Annotated in this window: 15 protein-coding genes; 7 read left to right on the plus strand and 8 right to left on the minus strand. The window is 59.6% G+C overall.

Translation table 11 applies throughout. The features are described 5' to 3' along the window. Nucleotides 1–4 precede the first annotated feature (4 nt). The 3 genes from EOA24_RS02895 (at nt 5) to EOA24_RS02905 (ending at nt 4,391) form a co-directional block, all read left to right on the plus strand. The gene (locus EOA24_RS02895) at nt 5–1,513 is read left to right on the plus strand and encodes an acyl--CoA ligase (RefSeq protein ID WP_127409557.1); all 1,509 of its coding nucleotides are present in this window, start codon (nt 5–7) and stop codon (nt 1,511–1,513) included. 202 nt (nt 1,514–1,715) lie between these two features. Further along, a complete protein-coding gene (gene ggt / locus EOA24_RS02900) occupies nt 1,716–3,299 on the plus strand; it encodes a gamma-glutamyltransferase (protein WP_127409558.1) in 1,584 nt (527 codons plus the stop codon). Nucleotides 3,300–3,413: 114 nt separating this feature from the next. Then, a complete protein-coding gene (locus EOA24_RS02905) occupies nt 3,414–4,391 on the plus strand; it encodes a 2-dehydropantoate 2-reductase (RefSeq protein ID WP_127409568.1) in 978 nt (325 codons plus the stop codon). A 251-nt stretch (nt 4,392–4,642) separates the two neighbouring features. Here EOA24_RS02905 and EOA24_RS02910 read toward each other — a convergent pair whose 3' ends face one another. The 7 genes from EOA24_RS02910 to EOA24_RS02940 all read right to left on the minus strand — a co-directional run bounded on the left by EOA24_RS02910 (nt 4,643) and on the right by EOA24_RS02940 (nt 11,767). Further along, nucleotides 4,643–5,008, minus strand: coding sequence for a hypothetical protein (locus EOA24_RS02910; protein ID WP_127390901.1), 366 nt, complete (start codon nt 5,006–5,008; stop codon nt 4,643–4,645). Nucleotides 5,009–5,096: 88 nt separating this feature from the next. Then, nucleotides 5,097–5,588: a VOC family protein gene (locus EOA24_RS02915; RefSeq protein WP_127390900.1), complete on the minus strand. Its 492-nt coding sequence runs from the start codon at nt 5,586–5,588 to the stop codon at nt 5,097–5,099. A gap of 177 nt (nt 5,589–5,765) precedes the next feature. Beyond that, nucleotides 5,766–6,788, minus strand: coding sequence for a histone deacetylase family protein (locus tag EOA24_RS02920; protein WP_127409559.1), 1,023 nt, complete (start codon nt 6,786–6,788; stop codon nt 5,766–5,768). A 19-nt stretch (nt 6,789–6,807) separates the two neighbouring features. Beyond that, entirely contained in the window at nt 6,808–9,228 is a 2,421-nt protein-coding gene (locus EOA24_RS02925) for an aminotransferase class III-fold pyridoxal phosphate-dependent enzyme (RefSeq protein WP_127409560.1), read from the minus strand. 36 nt (nt 9,229–9,264) lie between these two features. After that, nucleotides 9,265–10,278 (minus strand): ATP-binding cassette domain-containing protein, encoded by a 1,014-nt coding sequence (locus EOA24_RS02930; RefSeq protein ID WP_127409561.1) that lies wholly within the window; start codon nt 10,276–10,278, stop codon nt 9,265–9,267. Nucleotides 10,279–10,296: 18 nt separating this feature from the next. Beyond that, nucleotides 10,297–11,061, minus strand: coding sequence for an SDR family oxidoreductase (locus EOA24_RS02935; protein ID WP_127409562.1), 765 nt, complete (start codon nt 11,059–11,061; stop codon nt 10,297–10,299). Further along, nucleotides 11,045–11,767 (minus strand): GntR family transcriptional regulator, encoded by a 723-nt coding sequence (locus EOA24_RS02940; protein WP_189353829.1) that lies wholly within the window; start codon nt 11,765–11,767, stop codon nt 11,045–11,047. Before EOA24_RS02940 ends, EOA24_RS02935 begins: the two co-directional genes overlap by 17 nt. Before the next feature lie 154 nt (nt 11,768–11,921). Between EOA24_RS02940 and EOA24_RS02945 the strand changes: the two genes are divergently transcribed. The 3 genes from EOA24_RS02945 (at nt 11,922) to EOA24_RS02955 (ending at nt 16,535) form a co-directional block, all read left to right on the plus strand. Continuing rightward, a complete protein-coding gene (locus EOA24_RS02945) occupies nt 11,922–12,881 on the plus strand; it encodes an ABC transporter substrate-binding protein (protein WP_126079549.1) in 960 nt (319 codons plus the stop codon). Then, complete coding sequence (locus EOA24_RS02950; RefSeq protein WP_127409564.1) at nt 12,860–14,893, plus strand: ABC transporter permease subunit; 2,034 nt, start codon at nt 12,860–12,862, stop codon at nt 14,891–14,893. The genes EOA24_RS02945 and EOA24_RS02950 overlap by 22 nt, the downstream gene beginning before the upstream one ends. 211 nt (nt 14,894–15,104) lie before the next feature. Continuing rightward, on the plus strand, nt 15,105–16,535 hold the full coding sequence (locus EOA24_RS02955) for an aldehyde dehydrogenase family protein (protein ID WP_127409565.1): 1,431 nt from the start codon (nt 15,105–15,107) through the stop codon (nt 16,533–16,535). A gap of 75 nt (nt 16,536–16,610) precedes the next feature. Here EOA24_RS02955 and EOA24_RS02960 read toward each other — a convergent pair whose 3' ends face one another. Further along, the gene (locus EOA24_RS02960) at nt 16,611–17,384 is read right to left on the minus strand and encodes a helix-turn-helix transcriptional regulator (protein WP_189353831.1); all 774 of its coding nucleotides are present in this window, start codon (nt 17,382–17,384) and stop codon (nt 16,611–16,613) included. Between the two features lie 223 nt (nt 17,385–17,607). Here EOA24_RS02960 and EOA24_RS02965 point away from each other — a divergent pair. Continuing rightward, a partial coding sequence (locus EOA24_RS02965; protein ID WP_189353833.1) for an amidohydrolase family protein occupies nt 17,608–18,912 on the plus strand: 1,305 nt, incomplete at its 3' end.

Raw genomic sequence — 18,912 nt, forward strand, 5'->3', positions numbered from 1 at the left:
ACGCATGAACACGATCCGCGATATTCTGAGTTCCGCGACCTCGGGGGGGCAAGCAATTGGCGCTCCTGCTCGCTCGGACGTCGCCTTCGGAGAACTGCTGGCTCTTGTCGATCGAACGGTCCTATCGCTCAACAATCTTGGCGTTGGCAGGGGTGACAAGCTCGCGATCGTTCTTGATAACGGCCCAGAGATGGTTGCCGCCTTCCTCGCCTGCGCAACCGCCTGTACGACAGCTCCACTCAATCCAGCCTACCGCGAGGACGAGTTCTTCTTTTACCTGGACGATCTCAAGGCGAAGGCGCTTCTCGTCGCAGCCGGCAGCAACAGTCCCGCACTTGCTGCGGCTGTGCGTGTCGGGATACCGATAATCCACCTGCATGCGCGAACGGAGGGTCCAGCGGGGCTCTTTGATCTGTCGGGCGCGCCGTCGGCGGCCACCACGCCGGGGCCGGCGGATTCTGAGGATGTCGCGCTGGTCCTGCATACTTCGGGTACGACCTCCAGACCTAAAATAGTACCGCTTAGTCACACGAACCTCCTGACTTCAGCGGCAAATATCGTGCGGACGCTCAAGCTCGGGCCGTCGGACCGTTGCCTTAACATCATGCCGCTGTTCCATATTCACGGTCTGGTCGCGGCTGTACTGGCAAGCCTGTCGGCTGGCGCCAGCGTCTTCTGCACGCCCGGATTCAACGCCCTGAAGTTCTTCGGCTGGATGAGCGAGGCTAGACCGACCTGGTATACGGCCGTGCCGACAATGCACCAGGCGATCCTCGCCCGCAGCAGCGGCAATGCGGAAACGATTGGGGCCAATCCTTTGCGATTCATCCGTTCGAGCTCGGCATCTTTGCCGGCACCCGTCTTCGCCGAAATGGAGCGGGTTTTTGGCTGTCCGGTAATCGAAGCGTATTCGATGACTGAGAACGCTCATCAGATGACGTCCAATCAGTTGCCGCCAGGCCAGCGCAAGCCAGGAAGTGTCGGCCTCGCCGCGGGACCCGAGGTAGCGATCATGTCCGAAGACGGGAGATTGCTTCCTCTGGGACAGGTAGGAGAAATTGTCACACGCGGCGCTAACGTGACGCGCGGTTACGAGAACAATCCAAAGGCCAACTCCGAGGCGTTCACCAAAGGATGGTTTCGCACCGGAGATCAGGGCGTGTTGGACGATGATGGTTTTCTTCGCCTTACCGGTCGGCTCAAAGAGATCATCAACCGCGGTGGCGAGAAAATCGCCCCGCTTGAAGTCGATGAAGTCCTGATGGCCCACCCGGCGGTTCATCAGGCGGTGACCTTCGCCATACCGCATAACAAGCTCGGTGAGGACGTTGCCGCGGTCATTGTCCTGAGGGAGGGCGCCCAGGCCGGCGAGCGCGATATTCGCGAGTTCGCCGCTGGTCGGCTTGCGGACTTCAAAGTGCCAAGACGTGTGGTCTTTGTGCCCGAAATTCCGAAGGGCGCCACGGGCAAGATGCAGCGCATTGGCCTGGCGGCAAAGCTTGGGCTGGCATAGCCATGACCAAGAGTGTTTCACGCGCCAGGAGTGATTCCAGAGCCGTGCTCCTTCGCTTCAGGAAAGCGAATTCGAAGTCTACAGGGCGCGAGGCCAAGTGCCGTCGCGACATCTTTCAATTGTAACTGACAAGCAAATTGGAATGACGGCGCAGCTCTAGGCTTGCGCCTTTCATTCTCACCGTTGCCGATAGGAGAACACGATGCGCGACTTCCAACTTCCTGGCCGCTCTCCGGCAATGGCCATGAATGGCATGGCGGCCACCCACAACCCCCATGCGGCGCGAGTGGCCATTGAGGTGCTGCAAAGTGGAGGCGCGGCAATCGATGCGGCAGTCGCCGCGGCCGCTGTGCTTGCAGTAGTGGAGCCGCAGCAAACCGGAATCGGCGGCGACTGCTTTGTCATCATGGCCAAGAATGGCACCGATCAGATCGTTGCCTACAACGGCTCCGGGCGAGCACCTTCCAGGCTTCCAGCTGACGAACTCGCCGTTGGCCATGGCCAACTTGAGGATTCAAGCCCGCATGCCGTTACTATCCCGGGCGCGATTGATGCGTGGACCCGGCTCGTGGCGGATCATGGACGCAAGGAGATCGGTGAGCTTCTTGCTCCGGCAATTGCCTTTGCGCGGGATGGATTTCCGGTTCACCCTCGGGTGGCGGAAGATTGGGCTTTGGAGGAACCGCGGTTGCGGCGCGACCCCAATGCAACCCGCGTTTTTCTTCCGCATGGCCGGGCCGCTCGGGCAGGGGAGGTATTTCGCAACCCAGGCCTGGCTGACGCGCTCAGCCTGGTCGCCGCCAAAGGCAGAGATGGATTCTACAAAGGGCCCGTGGCTCAGGACATCGTGAGCTATCTGCGCGGTCTGGGTGGCCATCACACAATTGAAGATTTCGAGATCGCCGCAGGCGAATATGTCGAGCCGGTCCGGACGGATTACCGGGGCATGGAAGTCTGCCAGATTCCGCCCAACAACCAGGGCATCACCGCGCTCCTCATGCTCAACATCCTCGAGGGTTTTGATCTGGCGGCGCTCGAGCCCATGAGCGCTGAACGCCTCCACCTTGAAATCGAAGCGGGCAGACTGGCCTACCGTGATCGTGATGCTTTTGTCTGTGACACGCGGCATGCCGCATTCCCAGTGAATGAAATCCTGTCCAAGGATTACGCCGCACGCCTACGAAATGAGATCCGCCGCGATCGTGTGGCAGACCATCTGCCGCCGCCGCTGATGCGCAAATCGGACACTGTTTACCTGACGGTCGTCGACCGCGATCGCAACTGCGTCAGCTTCATCAACTCCGTCTATTGGGGCTTCGGATCAACCCGGGTCGCGCCGACCTATGGCATCACCCTTCAAAATCGCGGCATGGGCTTTTCGCTCGATCCCGCTCATCCCAACGCGATAGGGCCGGGCAAGCGCCCCCTCCACACGATCATGCCCGGACTCGCCACGAAGGACGGCCGGCCATTCCTTTGCTACGGCGTCATGGGTGGTGACTATCAGCCATTTGGACATACACACGTGTTGACGGGCGTCGTCGACTTCGGACTCGATCCGCAGGAGGCGATCGATCAGCCCCGCGTCTTCCATTCGCTGGGCGAAACTCAGGTCGAGCGCGGCGTTCCGATCGATACGGTCGAGGGGCTCAGAAAACTCGGCCATCGGATCGTCCAGCCAATCGAGCCGCTCGGCGGCGGACAAATGATAAAGATCGACTGGTCCGAAGGAGTGCTTATCGGAGGCTCGGATCCGCGCATGGACGGGTGCGCGCTTGGCTATTAGATCGCCGATCCAACACATGTCTCAGCCTCTCTTGCGGCCAACCATTGGAAGCTTGTCGCGAGAGGTGGATCGGATGCTGGTGGGCTGTCCGATAGGGTAACGGAGGATCGGATGATGCTGATCTGCGTGTTCGGCGCGGGAGCGATCGGAGGTCTCGTAGGCGCCAGGCTCGCCGCGCAAGGCAATGCCAAAGTAAGTCTCATCGCCAGGGGCGCCCACCTTGCCGTGTTGCGCGACAAGGGTTTGACACTGAAGTCTGAAGAGGGCGAGACCACCGTCACCGTGCGCGCGACGGACCAGGCCGCGGACCTCGGCCCCCAGGACTATGTCTTCCTGGCTCTCAAGGCTCATTCACTTCTCGGCATCCTTGCCAGCCTGAAGCCGCTTCTGGGACCTGAAACGGCGGTCGTCACGGCGCAGAATGGCGTCCCCTGGTGGTACTTCTACAGGCACGGCGGCGTGCATGAAGGCCGCCGCATCGAGGCTGTCGATCCGAAGGGTGTACTGTGGGAGGCGATCGGACCTCAGCGCGTGATCGGCTGTGTCGTGCATCCGGCCGCCGAAATCGAGTCTCCCGGCGTCATTCGACATATCGAAGGCGATCGGCTGCCGCTTGGCGAACCTTCGGGCGAGAAGACCGAGCGGACCGCCAATCTGGCCGCTCTCCTCGCCTCGGCGGGATTCAGGGCGCCAGTCCGCCCGCAAATCCGCAATGAGATCTGGGTCAAGCTGTGGGGCAATCTCTCGCTTAATCCAGTCTCCGCTCTGACCGGCGGGAAGCTCGACGAAATCTGCGCCGATCCAGGCACGCGGGCGATCATTCGCGCAATGATGGTCGAAGCGCAGACGATCGGGGAAGCGCTGGGGGCAAGTTTCGGGGTCGATGTCGATCGACGCATCGCCGGCGCCGCCGCGGTCGGCGCGCATAAGACCTCGATGCTGCAGGATCTGGAACTTGGCCGGCCGATGGAGATCGACGCTCTGGTGACTGCCGTCCAGGAACTGGGACGTCTTACCGGCCAGGCGACCCCGACGATCGATATCGTCGAGGCTCTCATTCGGCAACGTGCGAAGCTGGCCGGCTGTCTTTGACGACCACCGCCTGCGGAAAGCTCGACCTGCTTCAGGCGCGTCATCGGTTAAGTTGTCGACCGTCCGGAATCCACCAACGGTGACCTCGCAAATTTACTTAAGCGAAGAAAGATCACTCCTGGCACAGTTGAACCTTAAAGTTTGATGTCTTCTACAGCCTTTCAGTAAATACCTGCAACGGTACAGAACCACCAATGCCGACGCCGATGGGGCCATATTCGGCAACTACAGGATACCGGGATGGATGCTTATTAACCGAAATCAATATTGCAACCCCATGTATCAATTAGATTTATCCATATCTCCAATTTAAGCTTAATTTCGAAGTGTGCATCCCATTTGGCAACGATCCGCGCACACAGAGTTTCGAATTTGGGCTGCAGATCATGGTCGCTAGTCGAAATTTTTATTACGACATCTGGGACAGCTTTCGTATGCACCGCTAGCGCGTTGAAGCCTATTGCCGTGCAATGATTTAACTCAACGATGATATCGTGGTCGGGAATATTGAGGACATCTTTTGTAGCCTGATGGATAATGCTCATTACCACGTCGCAGTCGCCGGTCAGTATTCGTTGTGATTCGGCAGACTTCGGGAAAATTTCGATATAGGCCATGTGATCCTCGTGGTTTATTAGTATGTTTTAATGCACTGAATTGTTTCAATGAAAAATTTAAGGATAAATACTGATTGACGCTTCATATTCAATCTTTAAGCTTTATCTCCATAAGCTCTATGGGGAAACCAATTGAAGGCTCCATGTCCATTTTTACTTCTCTGGAGTATTCGGATGAAAGCATGTCAGTCACCCGCCATCCAAGTTTTGAGAGCCGCTCCAATTCCGCATCCATATTGGGGGTAAGGAAGCCGACCTCACTCAGATGGCCAATTGGGGCACCACATCCGGTATCGTATCCAATCGTTTGTTTTTCGAGCGGCTCCATGAGCTCAAGATAGAAATTTTCGTTTACCCAGGTACCGCTAACAAGAGCCTCACCTTTAAACAGGTTTCCTTCGACACGAGTAAATCCTTCTGCGCCGATTCCAAAAGACTCCGCCAATAGCCTTTCGGTTCGGCCGATGTCTTCGACGCGAATGCAGACGTGGTTCATGATGAGCTTCTTTTCGCGATGGCACTTTCTAACCAAGCGCATCATCCGGCTCTCGAAGCTCACTTCTCTGTCTTGATTTTCCATGGCTTAATCCTCCAATGTTTTCGCCAATCAAAGCTACGAAGTATTGACTAAATCGACCGTCACACGCCGACAGCCAACCAATCGCGCCTGTCATCGCCACCAGCTACTCGCTTCTTGAGGTCAAATGCAGTCTTGCAGGCCAGGTCAGTCACGACATCCAGCGAGGCACAGGCGCATCTAGCCTCCCGGTCCGACAACATTCAGAACGCAGGGACCAATCGCATCGAGACAGTATCCGCCTTCGAGCACAAACATGTGGGGGCAGCCCAAGGATGCAACGGTTTCGCCAATCCGGTTGAAATCAGCCAACTCCAAGGCCAGACGCCCCGCGGGATCCTTGGCGTAGGTATCCACGCCGAGTGCCACCACCATGTAGTCCGGAGAATAGTCGCGCAGCCTATCGAGCGCGGTCGTCAAACCTTCGCGATAGCCCGACCAGTCGGTGCCGGGTTGAAGCGGCACGTTCAAGTTGAAGCCTTCTCCAGCCTCGGCGCCGATCTCGTCGGCGTAGCCGGAGAAATAGGGGTAGTCCACCGCAGGATCGGTGTGGAGAGAGATGGTAAGGACGTCGGACCGGGTCCAGAAGATGTCTTGAGCACCGTTGCCATGGTGAGCGTCAACATCCAGGATCGCGACCCGAGCGCCATCTCGCGTCAGTTCCTGTGCGGCCAGCGCGGTGTGGTTGGTGTAACTCGTTCCTCCACCCATGTTGCGGCAGGCATGATGCCCCGGAGGACGAGCCAGGACCAGTCCCGTCGATCCCGAGAGGCGAAGATCCCTGGCACCCTGAAGGGAAGCTCCGGCTGCGCCAAGGGTGGCAGGCCACATCGCCGGCGTGATCGTACTCACGCCATCGAACATGTAGTAGGCGATCTTGCCTTCTATCGCGCTTGGGCATCGAGGCGGCCGGTTGCGGTGCGGCCAGACGAAGCCGACGCCATCGAGTTCGGTTCCGAATGATCTCGACCATTCATCCCAAGCCGTGGCGAGGAATTCCAGGTAGTCTTCGGAATGAATGGTGCGCAGATCTTGCTTCGATGCGGGTGCGCAGTCCAACACATCAATGTGGCCAGCCTGCCGTAAGGCGTCCAGAACAACGCCGGCACGCTTCGCCACGTCGAGCGTCGGGACGAACTTCCCAGGGTTGAGTTCGATTTTCGACTGATGCTCCAGGTGAGCATCGCATTTGTAGATTTTCATCTGCTGATTCCCGGTTGGCTCAGGCGCTGGTTGCGATCCGAAGATCCGGCGGCACCTCTGTCAGCGCGGTATGGAGGGCTTCGAAGCACCGGTCGGCGTCGGCGGTGCTGAAGGCCAAGGGCGGCCTTATCTTGATGATGTTTCCCAAGGGGCCCGTCGAGGCAACCAGGACGCCCAGGCTCTTCATCCGCTCACGCACCCAGCGGGCCGCGAGTTTCGCGGGAGCGCGCGACGTCCGATCGACGACAAGCTCGACTCCAAGGAAAAGGCCGCGTCCATGGATGTGGCCGACCAGCTCGTGGGTGCCGATCAAGCTGTCGAGAGATGCCTTGAGATGCGCACCGACACGCTCGGCGTTGCCTTGCAGGTTCTCGCCCTGCAGCACGTCCAAGGTGGCGTTGGCGACAACCGTCGAAACGGTGTTGCCGCCGAAGGTGTTGAAGTAGCCAGTGCGACGCTGGAACTCCAGGGCGATGTCGCGACGCGTCACGAGCGCGGCGATAGGATGCCCGTTGCCCATCGGCTTTCCCATGGTGACCATGTCGGGACGAACACCGAAGGCTTCGAAACCCCACATATGCGTGCCCGATCGTCCGAAGCCCATTTGAACTTCGTCGGCGATGCACAACGCCCCTGCGCGGCCCGCTTTGTCGAAGGCAAGGCGCATGTAGTCCGGCGGCGGGACCAACGCCCCGTTGCCGTCAAAGATCGAGTCGATCAGCAACGCTGCCGCACCCGGTCCCCTTGCTTCGAGGCGCGACGCTGCCTCCGTTACGTGACCGGAGTATCGTTCCCCCAAATCGGCCTGTGCACCTCGATAGATGCCCCGGTAGACATTGGGAGGCGGCACCGCTTCGACCCAGCCCGGCTTGTCCTTGATGTCGTATTCCAGCAACGAGAGCGGCGCGACCACCGATGTATTGCCGTGGTAACTGTTTCCCGTGATGATCACGCCTTCGTTGCCGGTAACCGACCGGGCAATGCGAACCGCCAGGTCGTTGGCTTCCGAGCCGGTACAGACAAAGATCCAGGTATCCAGGCCTTCTGGGAGGGTCGCCGTCAGCCGCTCTCCGAGCCGCAGGATCTCGCGATGAAGATAGCGGGAGTTGGTGTTGAGCGTGGCCGCCTGCCGGGCGAGCGCCTCAACCACATAGGGATGGCAATGCCCCACATTGGCGACGTTGTTGTAGCAATCCAGGTACTCCGTCCCGGAGGCGTCGAAGAGTTTTGTGCCGCGACCGCGCACGAGTTCGAGCGGCTCGTTGTAGAACGTATAGGTCTCGCCCAAGACGGATTGCCGGCGCGAGATCAGGGCTCCGATATCGCTCGAAGTCTGTTCCACCACGGGCGATGGGATCGGAGCGGGCACCACGGACGGTGTCATCGAGGCGACGAACGCGTCCTTGTCGATGTGGGCGAGGCGGGATACGGCGGCCGAATACAGCGATTGCAGGTCGTCGAGTTGCTGGTCGTTCCGGCCGTTGACGACGGCCTGGTAGCGGACGAGCCCGATTTGCAGGATCAGCCGGGCCAGCACCAGATCCTTGAGCACCGCAAGATCGGCGGATTCCAGGGGCATGTAGCTTTGGTAGCCGCGGACGATGGCTGCCGCGGCCGTCACAGGCTCCGGGCTCCAATGGATGAAAGACGCCACGGCAACGGCGAGATCCTGCGCGACCGTCCCGTAGACCATGTCGCCAAAGTCGATAACGCCCACGACTTCAAGCAAAGGCTCGGCCCGGACCAGGACGTTGCTCTCGTGGAAATCATTATAGATGACCTGGGATCGGAGGCGCGGGAGCGCCGCAAATGTTGATCCGGCGAAGTGCTCCAATGCCCGATCGACGTCCTGGCGGATTTCTTCCGGGATATAGTCCCGCAGCCAATCACCAAGGACCAGGCCATTTGCCAGGTCCCACGGCATCGGTCGAAGGGCGCCGCGATGATTGAACCCCTGGAGCGCGCGTGCCAGGCGGCCATGCGCAGCACCGAGGATCAGTAGGTCGTCGGTGGACAGATTGAAGCCTCGCTGGCTCAACAGATCCATGACAGTTTCACCTGCGACGAACGAGAGGACCCGCAAAGCGTGCTTTCCTCCCTTTCCGTCCGAAATGCCGGAAAGCAGATCACCTGCAACAGTCCTGCGAACCCGCGGGACCTGGATAGCTGGATCTACCTTCTCGATATGTTCAAGTGCTTTTGCCTGAAAGATGAGGCTTTCCTCATCCTCTTCGGGGGATGCGATCTTGACGACAAACCTTTCGCCTGCGGCAGTGATAAGACGATAATTCTGTTCTCTTTCCCCTCCCAGCCGATGCCATTCGCCTGACAGCCCGTAGTGCTCGAGCACATGGTCAGCGACCGGCTTCAGGTCCAGTTGCGGCGCCTTGATGCTGCTCAGGAGCGAGCGCGCTTCAGCCTCGGTGAGTGTCGTTTGCATGATCGAACTGGTACCTCGATTTCGACGCCCGGCCAGCTAAGCCGTCATGGCAGACGTGAGCGCGTCGCCCAGATCCTGGCGTCTCATGAAGCCTACCGGCTTGCCCGTGGAATTGCCGAAGGCAATCACGCTGGCCCCGCCCTGGAATGTTTCCGCGACTTTTCGGAGTGTCGCCTCAGCCGCGAGCTGCACGTCGAACGCGCCCGGCTCTCCACGTTGCATGAAATTTTCCGCTGTCAGTATTCGACTGCGTTCCGCGCTCGCGGTGAATGCTCTGACATAGGAATCCGCGGGATTCAGGATCAGTTCCGCCGCGCTGCCGGTCTGGACGAGTTGGCCCTTGCGCAAAAGAGCGATGCGATCTCCAACGCGAGCAGCCTCGTTGAAGTCGTGGGTCACGAACACGGCTGTCTTGGACAGCGTTTTCTGTAGTCTGAGTATTTCGTCCTGCATCTCTTCGCGAATGAGTGGGTCAAGCGCTGAAAAGGGCTCGTCCAGAAGCCAAAGGCTCGGATTGGTTGACAAGCTGCGAGCAATGCCGACGCGCTGCTGTTGGCCTCCGGAGAGCTCATGCGGGTAGTGATCCTCTTTGCCGGAAAGCCCGACAAGCCCAATCATATCGAGCGCCTTCTGCCTTCGATCGGCTGCGCCCACACCTTGGATCTCCAGTGGCAACTCCACATTGCCGACCACGGTACGGTGCGGAAGCAGCGCGAAATTCTGGAACACCATGCTCATGTGTGTACGGCGCAGCAGTTGCAGGCTCTTGTCAGGCACAGCGCGCAGGTCCTGACCCTCGAAGCACAACTGTCCGGCCGTCGGCTCCACCAGGCGCGTCAAGCATCTAAGCAGGGTTGACTTCCCGGATCCGGAAAGCCCCATGATGACCAGGATCTCGCCCTTCGCCACGGAGAGATCGATGCCGGCCAACGCGACGAAACCGCCGCGCTGCTCCACCGAGGAGATGTTCTCACTCAGTGGCGCTTCGGGATCGATACTATGCGCCTTGGCCGATCCGTAAATCTTCCAAAGGTTCTTGCAGCTCAACATGGCTATCCCCGCTCGTACTCAGCCCAGTTCCCTGGCTTCGTTCAACATGATCGCGTCAGAGGAGGTATAGCCGCCATCGACGGTGATGCTCGTGCCCGAGACGAAGCTGGCCCGGTCGGATAGAAGGAAGGCGACCACGCCAGCGACTTCCTCCGGCTTTCCGTCTCGCCCAAGAGGTGTGACCGACGCTGATCCCGAGGACGCCCCAGTCGTCATGTCGGTTTGGATCCATCCCGGCGAGACCGCGTTGGCGCGGATGTTTCGAGAGCCGAAATTGCATGCGAGGCTCTTGGCCAGATTGACCATCGCCGCTTTGGACGCAGCGTAAGCCATGCTTGCGTAGGAGCCGACGAACGCGTCGGTAGACGCGACCAGAACCACCGATCCTCCCGACACGATCTGGTTCTGCAGTCCAAGAGTCAGGCGCAATGCTGCATTCAGATTGACTTCGAAGGTGCGGTCCCAGATCGAAATGTCATAATCGGTGAATCGCTCGAACTTGACGATTCCCGCATTGTGGACGATGCCCCGAAGTTGGACACGCAGCAGACGCCGGATCAGCTCGTCCTGACTCTCTCTCGCACCGGCATCAAAATGGTGAAGCGTGACTTTGCGCCCCAGCTTCTCCCCGTACGAAACGAGGCTCTCTGCAGCTGCAGCATCGTTGAGGTAGGTGGCATGCACATCGTAGCCGTCTCGAAGCAACATTTCTGCCGTCGCTCGCCCGATACCGCGGGACGCGCCGGTGACCAGCGCGATCGGAGCTTCACTTGGATTCGACATATTGTTCTTCGATCCTCTTTTTTGCTTTTGGTTTCATTTTCTGATCTTGATCCATTTCAAGGAACAGGTTCACGCCTTTGCAGGCATACTGCAGGGCCGAGGTCAGAATTTCCTTGGCGCTGGCCGCGTCGCCCGCCTCCAAGGCGTCGATGATCGCAACCAGGGCCGCATTCAGTCGCGTGACGATGCCTCTTTCCTCGAAGGCCTCGCGCGCCGGCGGAGCTGTCTTGATCCAGACGCTTTCGATCATCTCAATGAGCGCCTGAGATTCCCCTCGCACATAGATCTTCATCAGAAGGCCGTTGAACCGAGGGGCGTATCCAACGGTGTCGCCAGCCTCGATGTCGCGCTGCATGCACTCGGCCTCGCTTCGGAGCGCCCGGATCGTTTCACTCGATATACGCCCGGCGGCCCTCTCCAGGGCAAGGCATTCGAGGCTCACTGAGATTTCAAGATATTCGTTGAAGCTCTGCCGGGAAACGAAGGGGACACGCGCCGACCGGTTTTCCTCGACGATAAGAATGCCCTCTTCGCCGAGGCGCCGGAACGCCGTACGGACCGGCATCGGACTGACGCCCAGCTCGGCGGCGATATCGCGGATCTTCAGTCGCTGGCCAGCCCTCCAGCGGCACTCAAGGATATCTTGGCGGACAAGCTTGTACACGCGGTCCGAGGCGGTCGTGCTTTGCTCGTCTTTTTTCGCCATCTGTGACTCGTTTGTGATATCTGACATTCGCGCCTATACCCTATTTATCCCGATAATCTCCGGCAATGCAATCTCCTTTTCCAATTTTGTGATTGACATGTGATAAGAAGTGCGCCCTACTTTGGCTCGTCGGTCATTTAAAAGGGGTTTCGCCATGCGTTTTCCACTCTCAGCAGTCACGTTGGCGTCCGCGCTTTGCGTCAGCCTGTGCATTTCTTCCGGGAACGCGCTGGCCGCCGCTGAGTCCCAGGACCCGGTGCGGATGGCGGTCGTTAGTGCGCCCGACGCGGACTTTATCACGAACGTGTTCGGGAGCTTGCTCAAGAAGGCCGGATACAACGTCCAGTACGTGCATACCGACTATACGGCGCAGTTCACGGCCATCGAACTCGGCGATCTCGAGATCAGTCCCGCAATCTGGTCGTCTTCTCCCGAATTGATCGCAGCTGCGCTTGCTTCGGGTTCTGTGACGAAGGTGGGGTCGGTCGGCGTCAAGATCAGGGAAACCTGGTGGTACCCCAACTATGTTGCCGAGCTATGTCCGGGATTGCCGGATTGGAAGGCGCTCAAGAATCCTGCCTGCATCAAAGCGCTATCCAACCCAGAGACGGATGGAAAGATCAACTATCTAGGAACACCCGCGGATTTTGACGCCGATGACGAGCGCCGCATAGCGGCGCTCGGGCTCGATGTTCACATAACCTTGCCGGGCACAATGGCGGCCATGGTCGCCACGATGCAGGGCGCAGTCGAGAGGAAAAAGCCGATCATCGGGTTTGGTTTCGTGCCCCACTGGCTCTACGGTTCCGGCGTTGGCACCTTTGTCGATTTCCCGCCCTATGAGGACGCATGCCGCAGCGATCCCGCCTGGGGCATCAACCCCAATCTCGTGGGTGACTGCGCGTTGCCCACGGGAGATATCATCGAGTTGATCAACAATGATTTCGCCAAGCGAGAGCCCAACGTAAGCGGTCTCTTGAAGAAATTTGTTCTGACCAATGACGATGTTGCCTGGGGCATCCTCAAGCAGGATAAGGGCGGGCTTACGCCCGAAGCTGCCGCGGCTGAGTGGATCTCTGCGAACGAGAAAAAGTGGTCGCCGTGGCTTCAATAAGCTTCGGCGCGACATCAGTGACGCCGCTCGTTCGCCACAAATGGCTGCTGAGCAGCCGTTTGTGGGTAGCGTTCGGACTTATATTGCTCGTGGCTGCCTATGTCGGGCGGGAGGTGCTGCCCCAGGGGTTGTATGTCTGGCCCAAGCAAGGGCAACTGCCGTTGCTTAAAATGTCCAACGATGTGCTCAACCAGTTGCTCCGCCGATCTGAAATTTTTGGCGAGCCTCTGCGGGTCTGGACGCGTGCGGGCGGGGAGGCAATCGGCCTTCCGATGCGGGGCCTGCAGAACCTCCTGACCACCGGCTGGTCCTTTCCTGGTCGCACTGCGGCTGAAACGGTTACTCTGCCGCCATTGTCGTGGGTGTCGGTCGTTCTTGCGGCAACCTACATGGGCTGGCTCGCTGGTGGGCGTCGCCTGGCCGTCCTGGCGTTTGCAACTTTCGCGTACTTTCTTGTTTTCAATCTTTGGGCTGAAGCGACTTTGACGCTCGCTTCCGTGGCGTTTGCGATCGTCGTCGGCGTGATCTTTGGCCTGGTGCTGGGCGTGATGCTGTTTCGTTGGCGTTGGCTCGAGGCCGTATTGAACCCCGTCTTCGATGTCATGCAGACGATTCCGCCATTTAGCTATCTGGTCCCAGTCCTGATCCTATTCGGCTTTGGTCCCGTCGCGGCGTTGGTGGCAACACTGATCTTCGCCTTGCCCCCGATGGCCCGAGCGGTGGTCTATGGCCTGCGCCGGCTGCCGGACCATACGTTCGAGCTGTCCGGCATGACCGGTGCCTCCCGTTGGCAGGGCACATCGAAGATCCTTTTGCCAAGCGCGAGGGACGACCTCCTTCTGGGCGTCAATCAACTGGTGATGATGGCGTTGGCCATGGTCATTCTGGCTTCCATGATCGGCGCAGGTGGTCTGGGCGCGGAAGTGCTTCGCGCGATCCAATCCCTCAAGATCGGTCGCGGTTTGGAGGCGGGGATTGCGATAACGCTCCTCGCTGTTCTGCTCTACGGGTACGGACATTCAATTGCCGTGCGTCGGCCTTCGCATCTGTCTCGGCCGCAGCCGTTGAAGCACCTCGCGATCCTGGCCGCCATCCTGATCATTCCCACCGTCGCGGGAATCGCAATCGCACCTCTGGCGCAATATCCCGCCGCCTGGACGATCTCGACCGCCGATTTCTGGTCACGCGTCATCAGCTGGCTGAACAGCAATTGGGGCGATGGTTTCGAAGCCACTCGGCTGATCATCACGCTCGGCGTCATCCGGCCCTTGTTGACGATACTGAGAGATCTCGGCTGGGCGTCGATTGCTGCCTGCATCCTGTGTTTCGGCTTGGCGCTGCGGCGGCCCGCCCTTGCTGTCCTGTCTTGCGCCACACTCGTCCTCATCGCTGCCATCGGCTATTGGGACAAGTTGCTGATCACTTTCAATCTGGTGACGGTTGGGACGCTGCTCTCGCTTTTTATCGGAGCGCCTTTGGGAATATGGGCCGGATCTTCTCGCCGTGTACACGCGGTGTCGGAGGTTGTCGTCACGACCCTGCAGACGTTGCCTTCCTTCGTATACCTGGTGCCCGTTGTCATGCTTCTGGGTCCCGGAGATGCAACCGCGGTGATTGCCATCGCCCTCTACTCCGTCGCAACGACGGTGCGATACACCGACCATGCCATCCGCAATGTCGATCCGGCCACGATCGAAGCCGCGGTGGCGTTCGGCGCCACCCCGCTCCAATCGTTCTGGAAGGTTCGTCTGCCTCTTGCCCGACCCGGTCTGATGCTGGGTCTCAACCAGACCATCCTCATGTGCGTTGGGATGGTGGTGATCACGGCGCTCGTCGGCTCACAGGGGCTTGAACTGGAGACCGTGGATGCCATCGCTCGCGTCGAGGCCGGCAGAGGGTTGCTTGCGGGCCTCGCAATTTCCGCACTGGCAATCATCCTGGACCGTTATGTCGGCGCGGTCGCGCAGAGCTTGAACGCACCCGGGTCGCCTCGCGCCAATTCATCATCATGATCTATGGGCCGGCTGCCTCTAGGCTGCGGCTCAGCAGGGGGCTGAAGGACGCCGATTTTGCCGACGCAGACGTTGTCGCAGTGGCCCCCGACAACCAACACAGCGCAGGTCGGGGCTCGGTGCTCATTGAAATTCTCACCCTGCTCGCGTTTTGCCCTTCGCTCGCATGAATCGGCTGTGAGCCTTTTTCGAATAGAGGAGGAGCCGTGTCATGCTCGATAAGCGGAAGTTCTATATCGGTGGCGAGTGGATATTCCCCATCGCGGCGCTGGACCTCGAAGTCCTGAACCCTGCAACCGAAAAGCCGATTGCCGTCATTTCCATGGGCTCGAAAGAGGATATCGCCAAGGCCGTCGAGGCAGCAAGGAATGCGTTCGCGTCTTACAGCCGAACTACTCTTGAAGAGCGACTTAGGTTGCTCGAAAGATTCCTGGCCATTTACAAGCGGCGTTACGACGAGATGGCGGAAACGATCACGTTGGAGCTTGGCGCCCCAATCACCATGAGCCGCCAGCAGCAGGCCGATGTCGGTGTTGGCCATCTACAGGGGTTCATCGATGCGCTGCGCGATCTGAAGGTTCGCGAGGAACTGCCAAATGGCGATGTCGTTCTGCGCGAGCCCATCGGCGTCTGTGGTCTGATCACGCCATGGAATTGGCCGATCAATCAAATCGCATTGAAGGTGGTGCCGGCGCTCGCGACAGGGTGCACATGCATCCTGAAGCCCAGCGAACTCACGCCTCTCAATGCCATGTTGTACGCTGAGATGATTAATGAGGCAGGCTTTCCCGCGGGTGTGTTCAATTTGGTCAATGGTGGCGCCGATTGCGGCGCGGCGCTTTCGAAGCACAAGGACGTCGACATGATGTCCTTCACCGGCTCAACGAGAGCAGGGATCGCAGTCAGCAAAGATGCTGCGGACACTGTCAAAAGGGTGACCCTGGAGCTTGGTGGCAAGTCTCCAAACATCGTTTTCGAAGATGCGGATCTCGAAGAGCGCATTTCCGCCAGCGTCGCTGACTGCTTCAACAACTCAGGCCAATCCTGCGATGCGCCGACGCGCCTTCTCGTGCAGCGCTCTGTCTATCAAAGGTCAATCGAGATAGCGCGTCGAGCCGCCCTGGCTGCCGAAGTTGGAGCTCCCATGAAGGAAGGGACCCACATTGGACCTCTGGTGAGCGCCATTCAGTTCGACCGTGTGCAAACCTTGATCAACGCGGCAATCGATGAAGGTGCGAACCTCATCGCCGGCGGCCCAGGCAAACCGGAAGGCTTCGAAACTGGCTACTTCGTAAAGCCAACGATCTTCGCCGACGTCGAGAACGGGATGCGCATCGCACGGGAAGAGGTTTTCGGGCCGGTTCTTGCGATTATCCCTTTTGACGGCGAAGAAGATGCCATCACGATGGCGAATGACACGGCTTACGGCCTTGCCGCCTATGTGCAAACCGGCGATCCGAAGAGAGCAGAAAGAGTTGCTTCGCGTCTGCGGGCCGGCATGGTGCATATCAACGGGGCGCCGCATCGCTACGGAAGTCCATTTGGCGGCTACAAGCAGTCCGGAAATGGCCGCGAGGGCGGCAAGTTTGGTCTTGAAGACTTTCAAGAAGTAAAAGCAATTCACAGACCTGACGTAGCCTAACGCGTTGATTGCCACTGAGAACTGACCCGCCAACACAAGACGCGGCATCGCTTCCCCTGAGTTGGAAAACGGCTCTTAGTTCCTGGAACGAAGTGCGTTGTCGAGATGCGGCGACAGACTGATCTCATCGGCCGTGAAGTATCCGCAGGCCGCAAGGGCGCTGCGGAGGTTCGGCCTCTCTCCAAGGTGCAAAAGAACCACGGGAAAGCTCAATATTCCATCAAGCCCCTCGGGCTCGCAGCCGGTCGCATAGCCGTGAAGTTGGCTGGGCGAGGAGAAGACACCCACACTCAGCACTAGGAACCAGGTTGACCGGCGGTGCCGCTTTTCCTGTACCTGGCCGAAAAGTTTGCCGTAGCGGGTGAACGCGGTTCCCTCATAGACCATCCGGCGGGGCAACGAGATCGCTGGCCGCGCATAGCGCTCAATCTGCTTGATGATGAGGCCGCGCGGCGTTGCCGAAAGGCGCAGTAAATTGCGGTAGTACAGATCCACTTTGGGGTCGGGTCGGAACACCATGTGGTAGTACCCCATCGCGACGCGAGGCGTTTCGTCGCCTTCTGTCAAACGGTTCTGAATAGCCGTGAAAAGATCCGGGCTCGTCCCCAACTGCGGCGGGCGGAGGCGAATGAGTTCGCGAAAACTGTCGGGGTCCTGAAGGATTTCATGTTCTTCGACACCAAAATAATCACAGATCCGCCGAAGGCTGCGGAGCGAGGGCTCGCCTTGTCCGGCGAGGTAGCGGTGGTACTGCGTGCGATTTACGCCGGTGCCTCGGCACACTTGTGAAACCGAAGCGGCATATCCGGTCAAAAGGCGAAGGTTCCGCGAAAGGGTCGTGTCGATCATCGCCTTTGACCTGTCGCTAATTGCCCAGTTTACCATCACAACCGCGACAGCGGATTTGTCAAGAAGTCGTTGCCTGCAGCGCTTTGTCCTGTCAGCTTTCGGTCGAAACGCAGACATCAACGGGGACCGTATACGTGTTGGATGGGCCGCCATCCGTCACGGGTAGAAGAATATTGCCTGCGATCAACTAGCGGCTGTGATGGCCTTGGTGGGGAACACGATCATGATGGCGAAGGCCGACATCCTGATTCGCAACGCGAAGGTGACGACCGGCGCGCTCGGGGCTCCGGCGGCAGATTGGATCGCTGTGGCCGGAAGCCGGATCATGGCTTTGGGCTACGGCGACGCCTGTGCATGGATTGGAGCGCGGACCCGTGTCATCGACGGTCAAGGGGCCAGTCTTTTGCCCGGCTTGAACGACGCGCATGTGCATCTGTTCTCGGGTGGTCTGGCGCTGACCGACCTGAACCTGACCGGCATTCGGGGTGCGGCGTGTTTGCGCGATGCGGTGGCACGCTACCGCGCGGCACGACCGGGATTGGGGTTCATCTCTGCTTTTGGGGCGGACTATAGCCTGACCTCAGACACAACGGCGCCAGATCGTCACGATCTGGATGCGGTCTGCCCGGATGTCCCTTTTATGATCATGGCGGTGGACTTCCACACTGCCTGGGCCAACGGCGCGGCGCTGGCGCTGGCGGGCATCACGCGCGGGGCCGATCTGCCGCCCGGCAGCAAGGTGGTGATAGACGACGCGGGTGAAGCGACGGGAGCGCTGGTGGAATTCGGGGCGATCGACCTGATGCGACGCTGCAATCCGGCCAGTGCGCGCCATTCAGCTGCAGCGCAGCGACCGCTGGAAAGTCCTGCGGTCAGCGCAGAGGACCGCGCGGCGGACAAGGCGGTGCTGCGTGCGGCGATTCAGCATTGCGCCGAACTGGGGCTGACCGCGGTGCAGAACATGGACGGCAGCCTCTATCAATTGGAACTGCTCTCCGAGATCGAGCGCGACGAGGGCTTGGCCGTGCGGGTGCGAATGCCCTTTCAGGTGCAGCCGGGACATGGACCAGACGATCTGGCGCATGCAGTGGCTTGGCGTCACCGTTTTGCCTCTGACAAGCTGCGCTGCGATTTCATCAAGATTTTCGCCGACGGCGTGGTCGAGAGCGGCACGGCGCATATGCTGGCCGATTATGCCCATAAGCCGGGCCACCGCGGGGCACCGTTGATCGCAGATGCCGAATTGAGGGCGTTGGTGGTCGAGGCCGACCGTCTTGGTTTTCAGGTAGCGGTGCATTGTGTCGGCGATGGGGCGGTGCGGCAGGTGCTGGATGCCTTTGCCGCCGCGCGGGCGGCCAACGGCTGGCGCGCGGCCCGGCATCGGATCGAACATGTCGAGGTGATCGACCCAGCCGACCTGCCACGTTTTGCCGAACTGGGCGTGGTCGCCTCCCTGCAGCCGTGTCATGTTCCGGTGCGGGGCGAAAGCTATCTGGGTCTGATCGGTCCGGCGCGCGGACGCTATGCC

This window comes from Mesorhizobium sp. M2A.F.Ca.ET.039.01.1.1 (assembly GCF_003998035.1).
In the GTDB taxonomy this organism is placed as follows: domain Bacteria; phylum Pseudomonadota; class Alphaproteobacteria; order Rhizobiales; family Rhizobiaceae; genus Mesorhizobium.

Excerpts from the sequence above, each read along its gene's own strand:
- EOA24_RS02895 (WP_127409557.1), top strand. The coding sequence starts at position 5 with ATGAACACGATCCGCGATATTCTGAGTTCCGCGACCTCGGGGGGGCAA.
- ggt (WP_127409558.1), top strand. The coding sequence starts at position 1,716 with ATGCGCGACTTCCAACTTCCTGGCCGCTCTCCGGCAATGGCCATGAAT.
- EOA24_RS02905 (WP_127409568.1), top strand. The coding sequence starts at position 3,414 with ATGCTGATCTGCGTGTTCGGCGCGGGAGCGATCGGAGGTCTCGTAGGC.
- EOA24_RS02910 (WP_127390901.1), bottom strand. The coding sequence starts at position 5,008 with ATGGCCTATATCGAAATTTTCCCGAAGTCTGCCGAATCACAACGAATA.
- EOA24_RS02915 (WP_127390900.1), bottom strand. The coding sequence starts at position 5,588 with ATGGAAAATCAAGACAGAGAAGTGAGCTTCGAGAGCCGGATGATGCGC.
- EOA24_RS02920 (WP_127409559.1), bottom strand. The coding sequence starts at position 6,788 with ATGAAAATCTACAAATGCGATGCTCACCTGGAGCATCAGTCGAAAATC.
- EOA24_RS02925 (WP_127409560.1), bottom strand. The coding sequence starts at position 9,228 with ATGCAAACGACACTCACCGAGGCTGAAGCGCGCTCGCTCCTGAGCAGC.
- EOA24_RS02930 (WP_127409561.1), bottom strand. The coding sequence starts at position 10,278 with ATGTTGAGCTGCAAGAACCTTTGGAAGATTTACGGATCGGCCAAGGCG.
- EOA24_RS02935 (WP_127409562.1), bottom strand. The coding sequence starts at position 11,061 with ATGTCGAATCCAAGTGAAGCTCCGATCGCGCTGGTCACCGGCGCGTCC.
- EOA24_RS02940 (WP_189353829.1), bottom strand. The coding sequence starts at position 11,767 with ATGGCGAAAAAAGACGAGCAAAGCACGACCGCCTCGGACCGCGTGTAC.
- EOA24_RS02945 (WP_126079549.1), top strand. The coding sequence starts at position 11,922 with ATGCGTTTTCCACTCTCAGCAGTCACGTTGGCGTCCGCGCTTTGCGTC.
- EOA24_RS02955 (WP_127409565.1), top strand. The coding sequence starts at position 15,105 with ATGCTCGATAAGCGGAAGTTCTATATCGGTGGCGAGTGGATATTCCCC.
- EOA24_RS02960 (WP_189353831.1), bottom strand. The coding sequence starts at position 17,384 with ATGATCGACACGACCCTTTCGCGGAACCTTCGCCTTTTGACCGGATAT.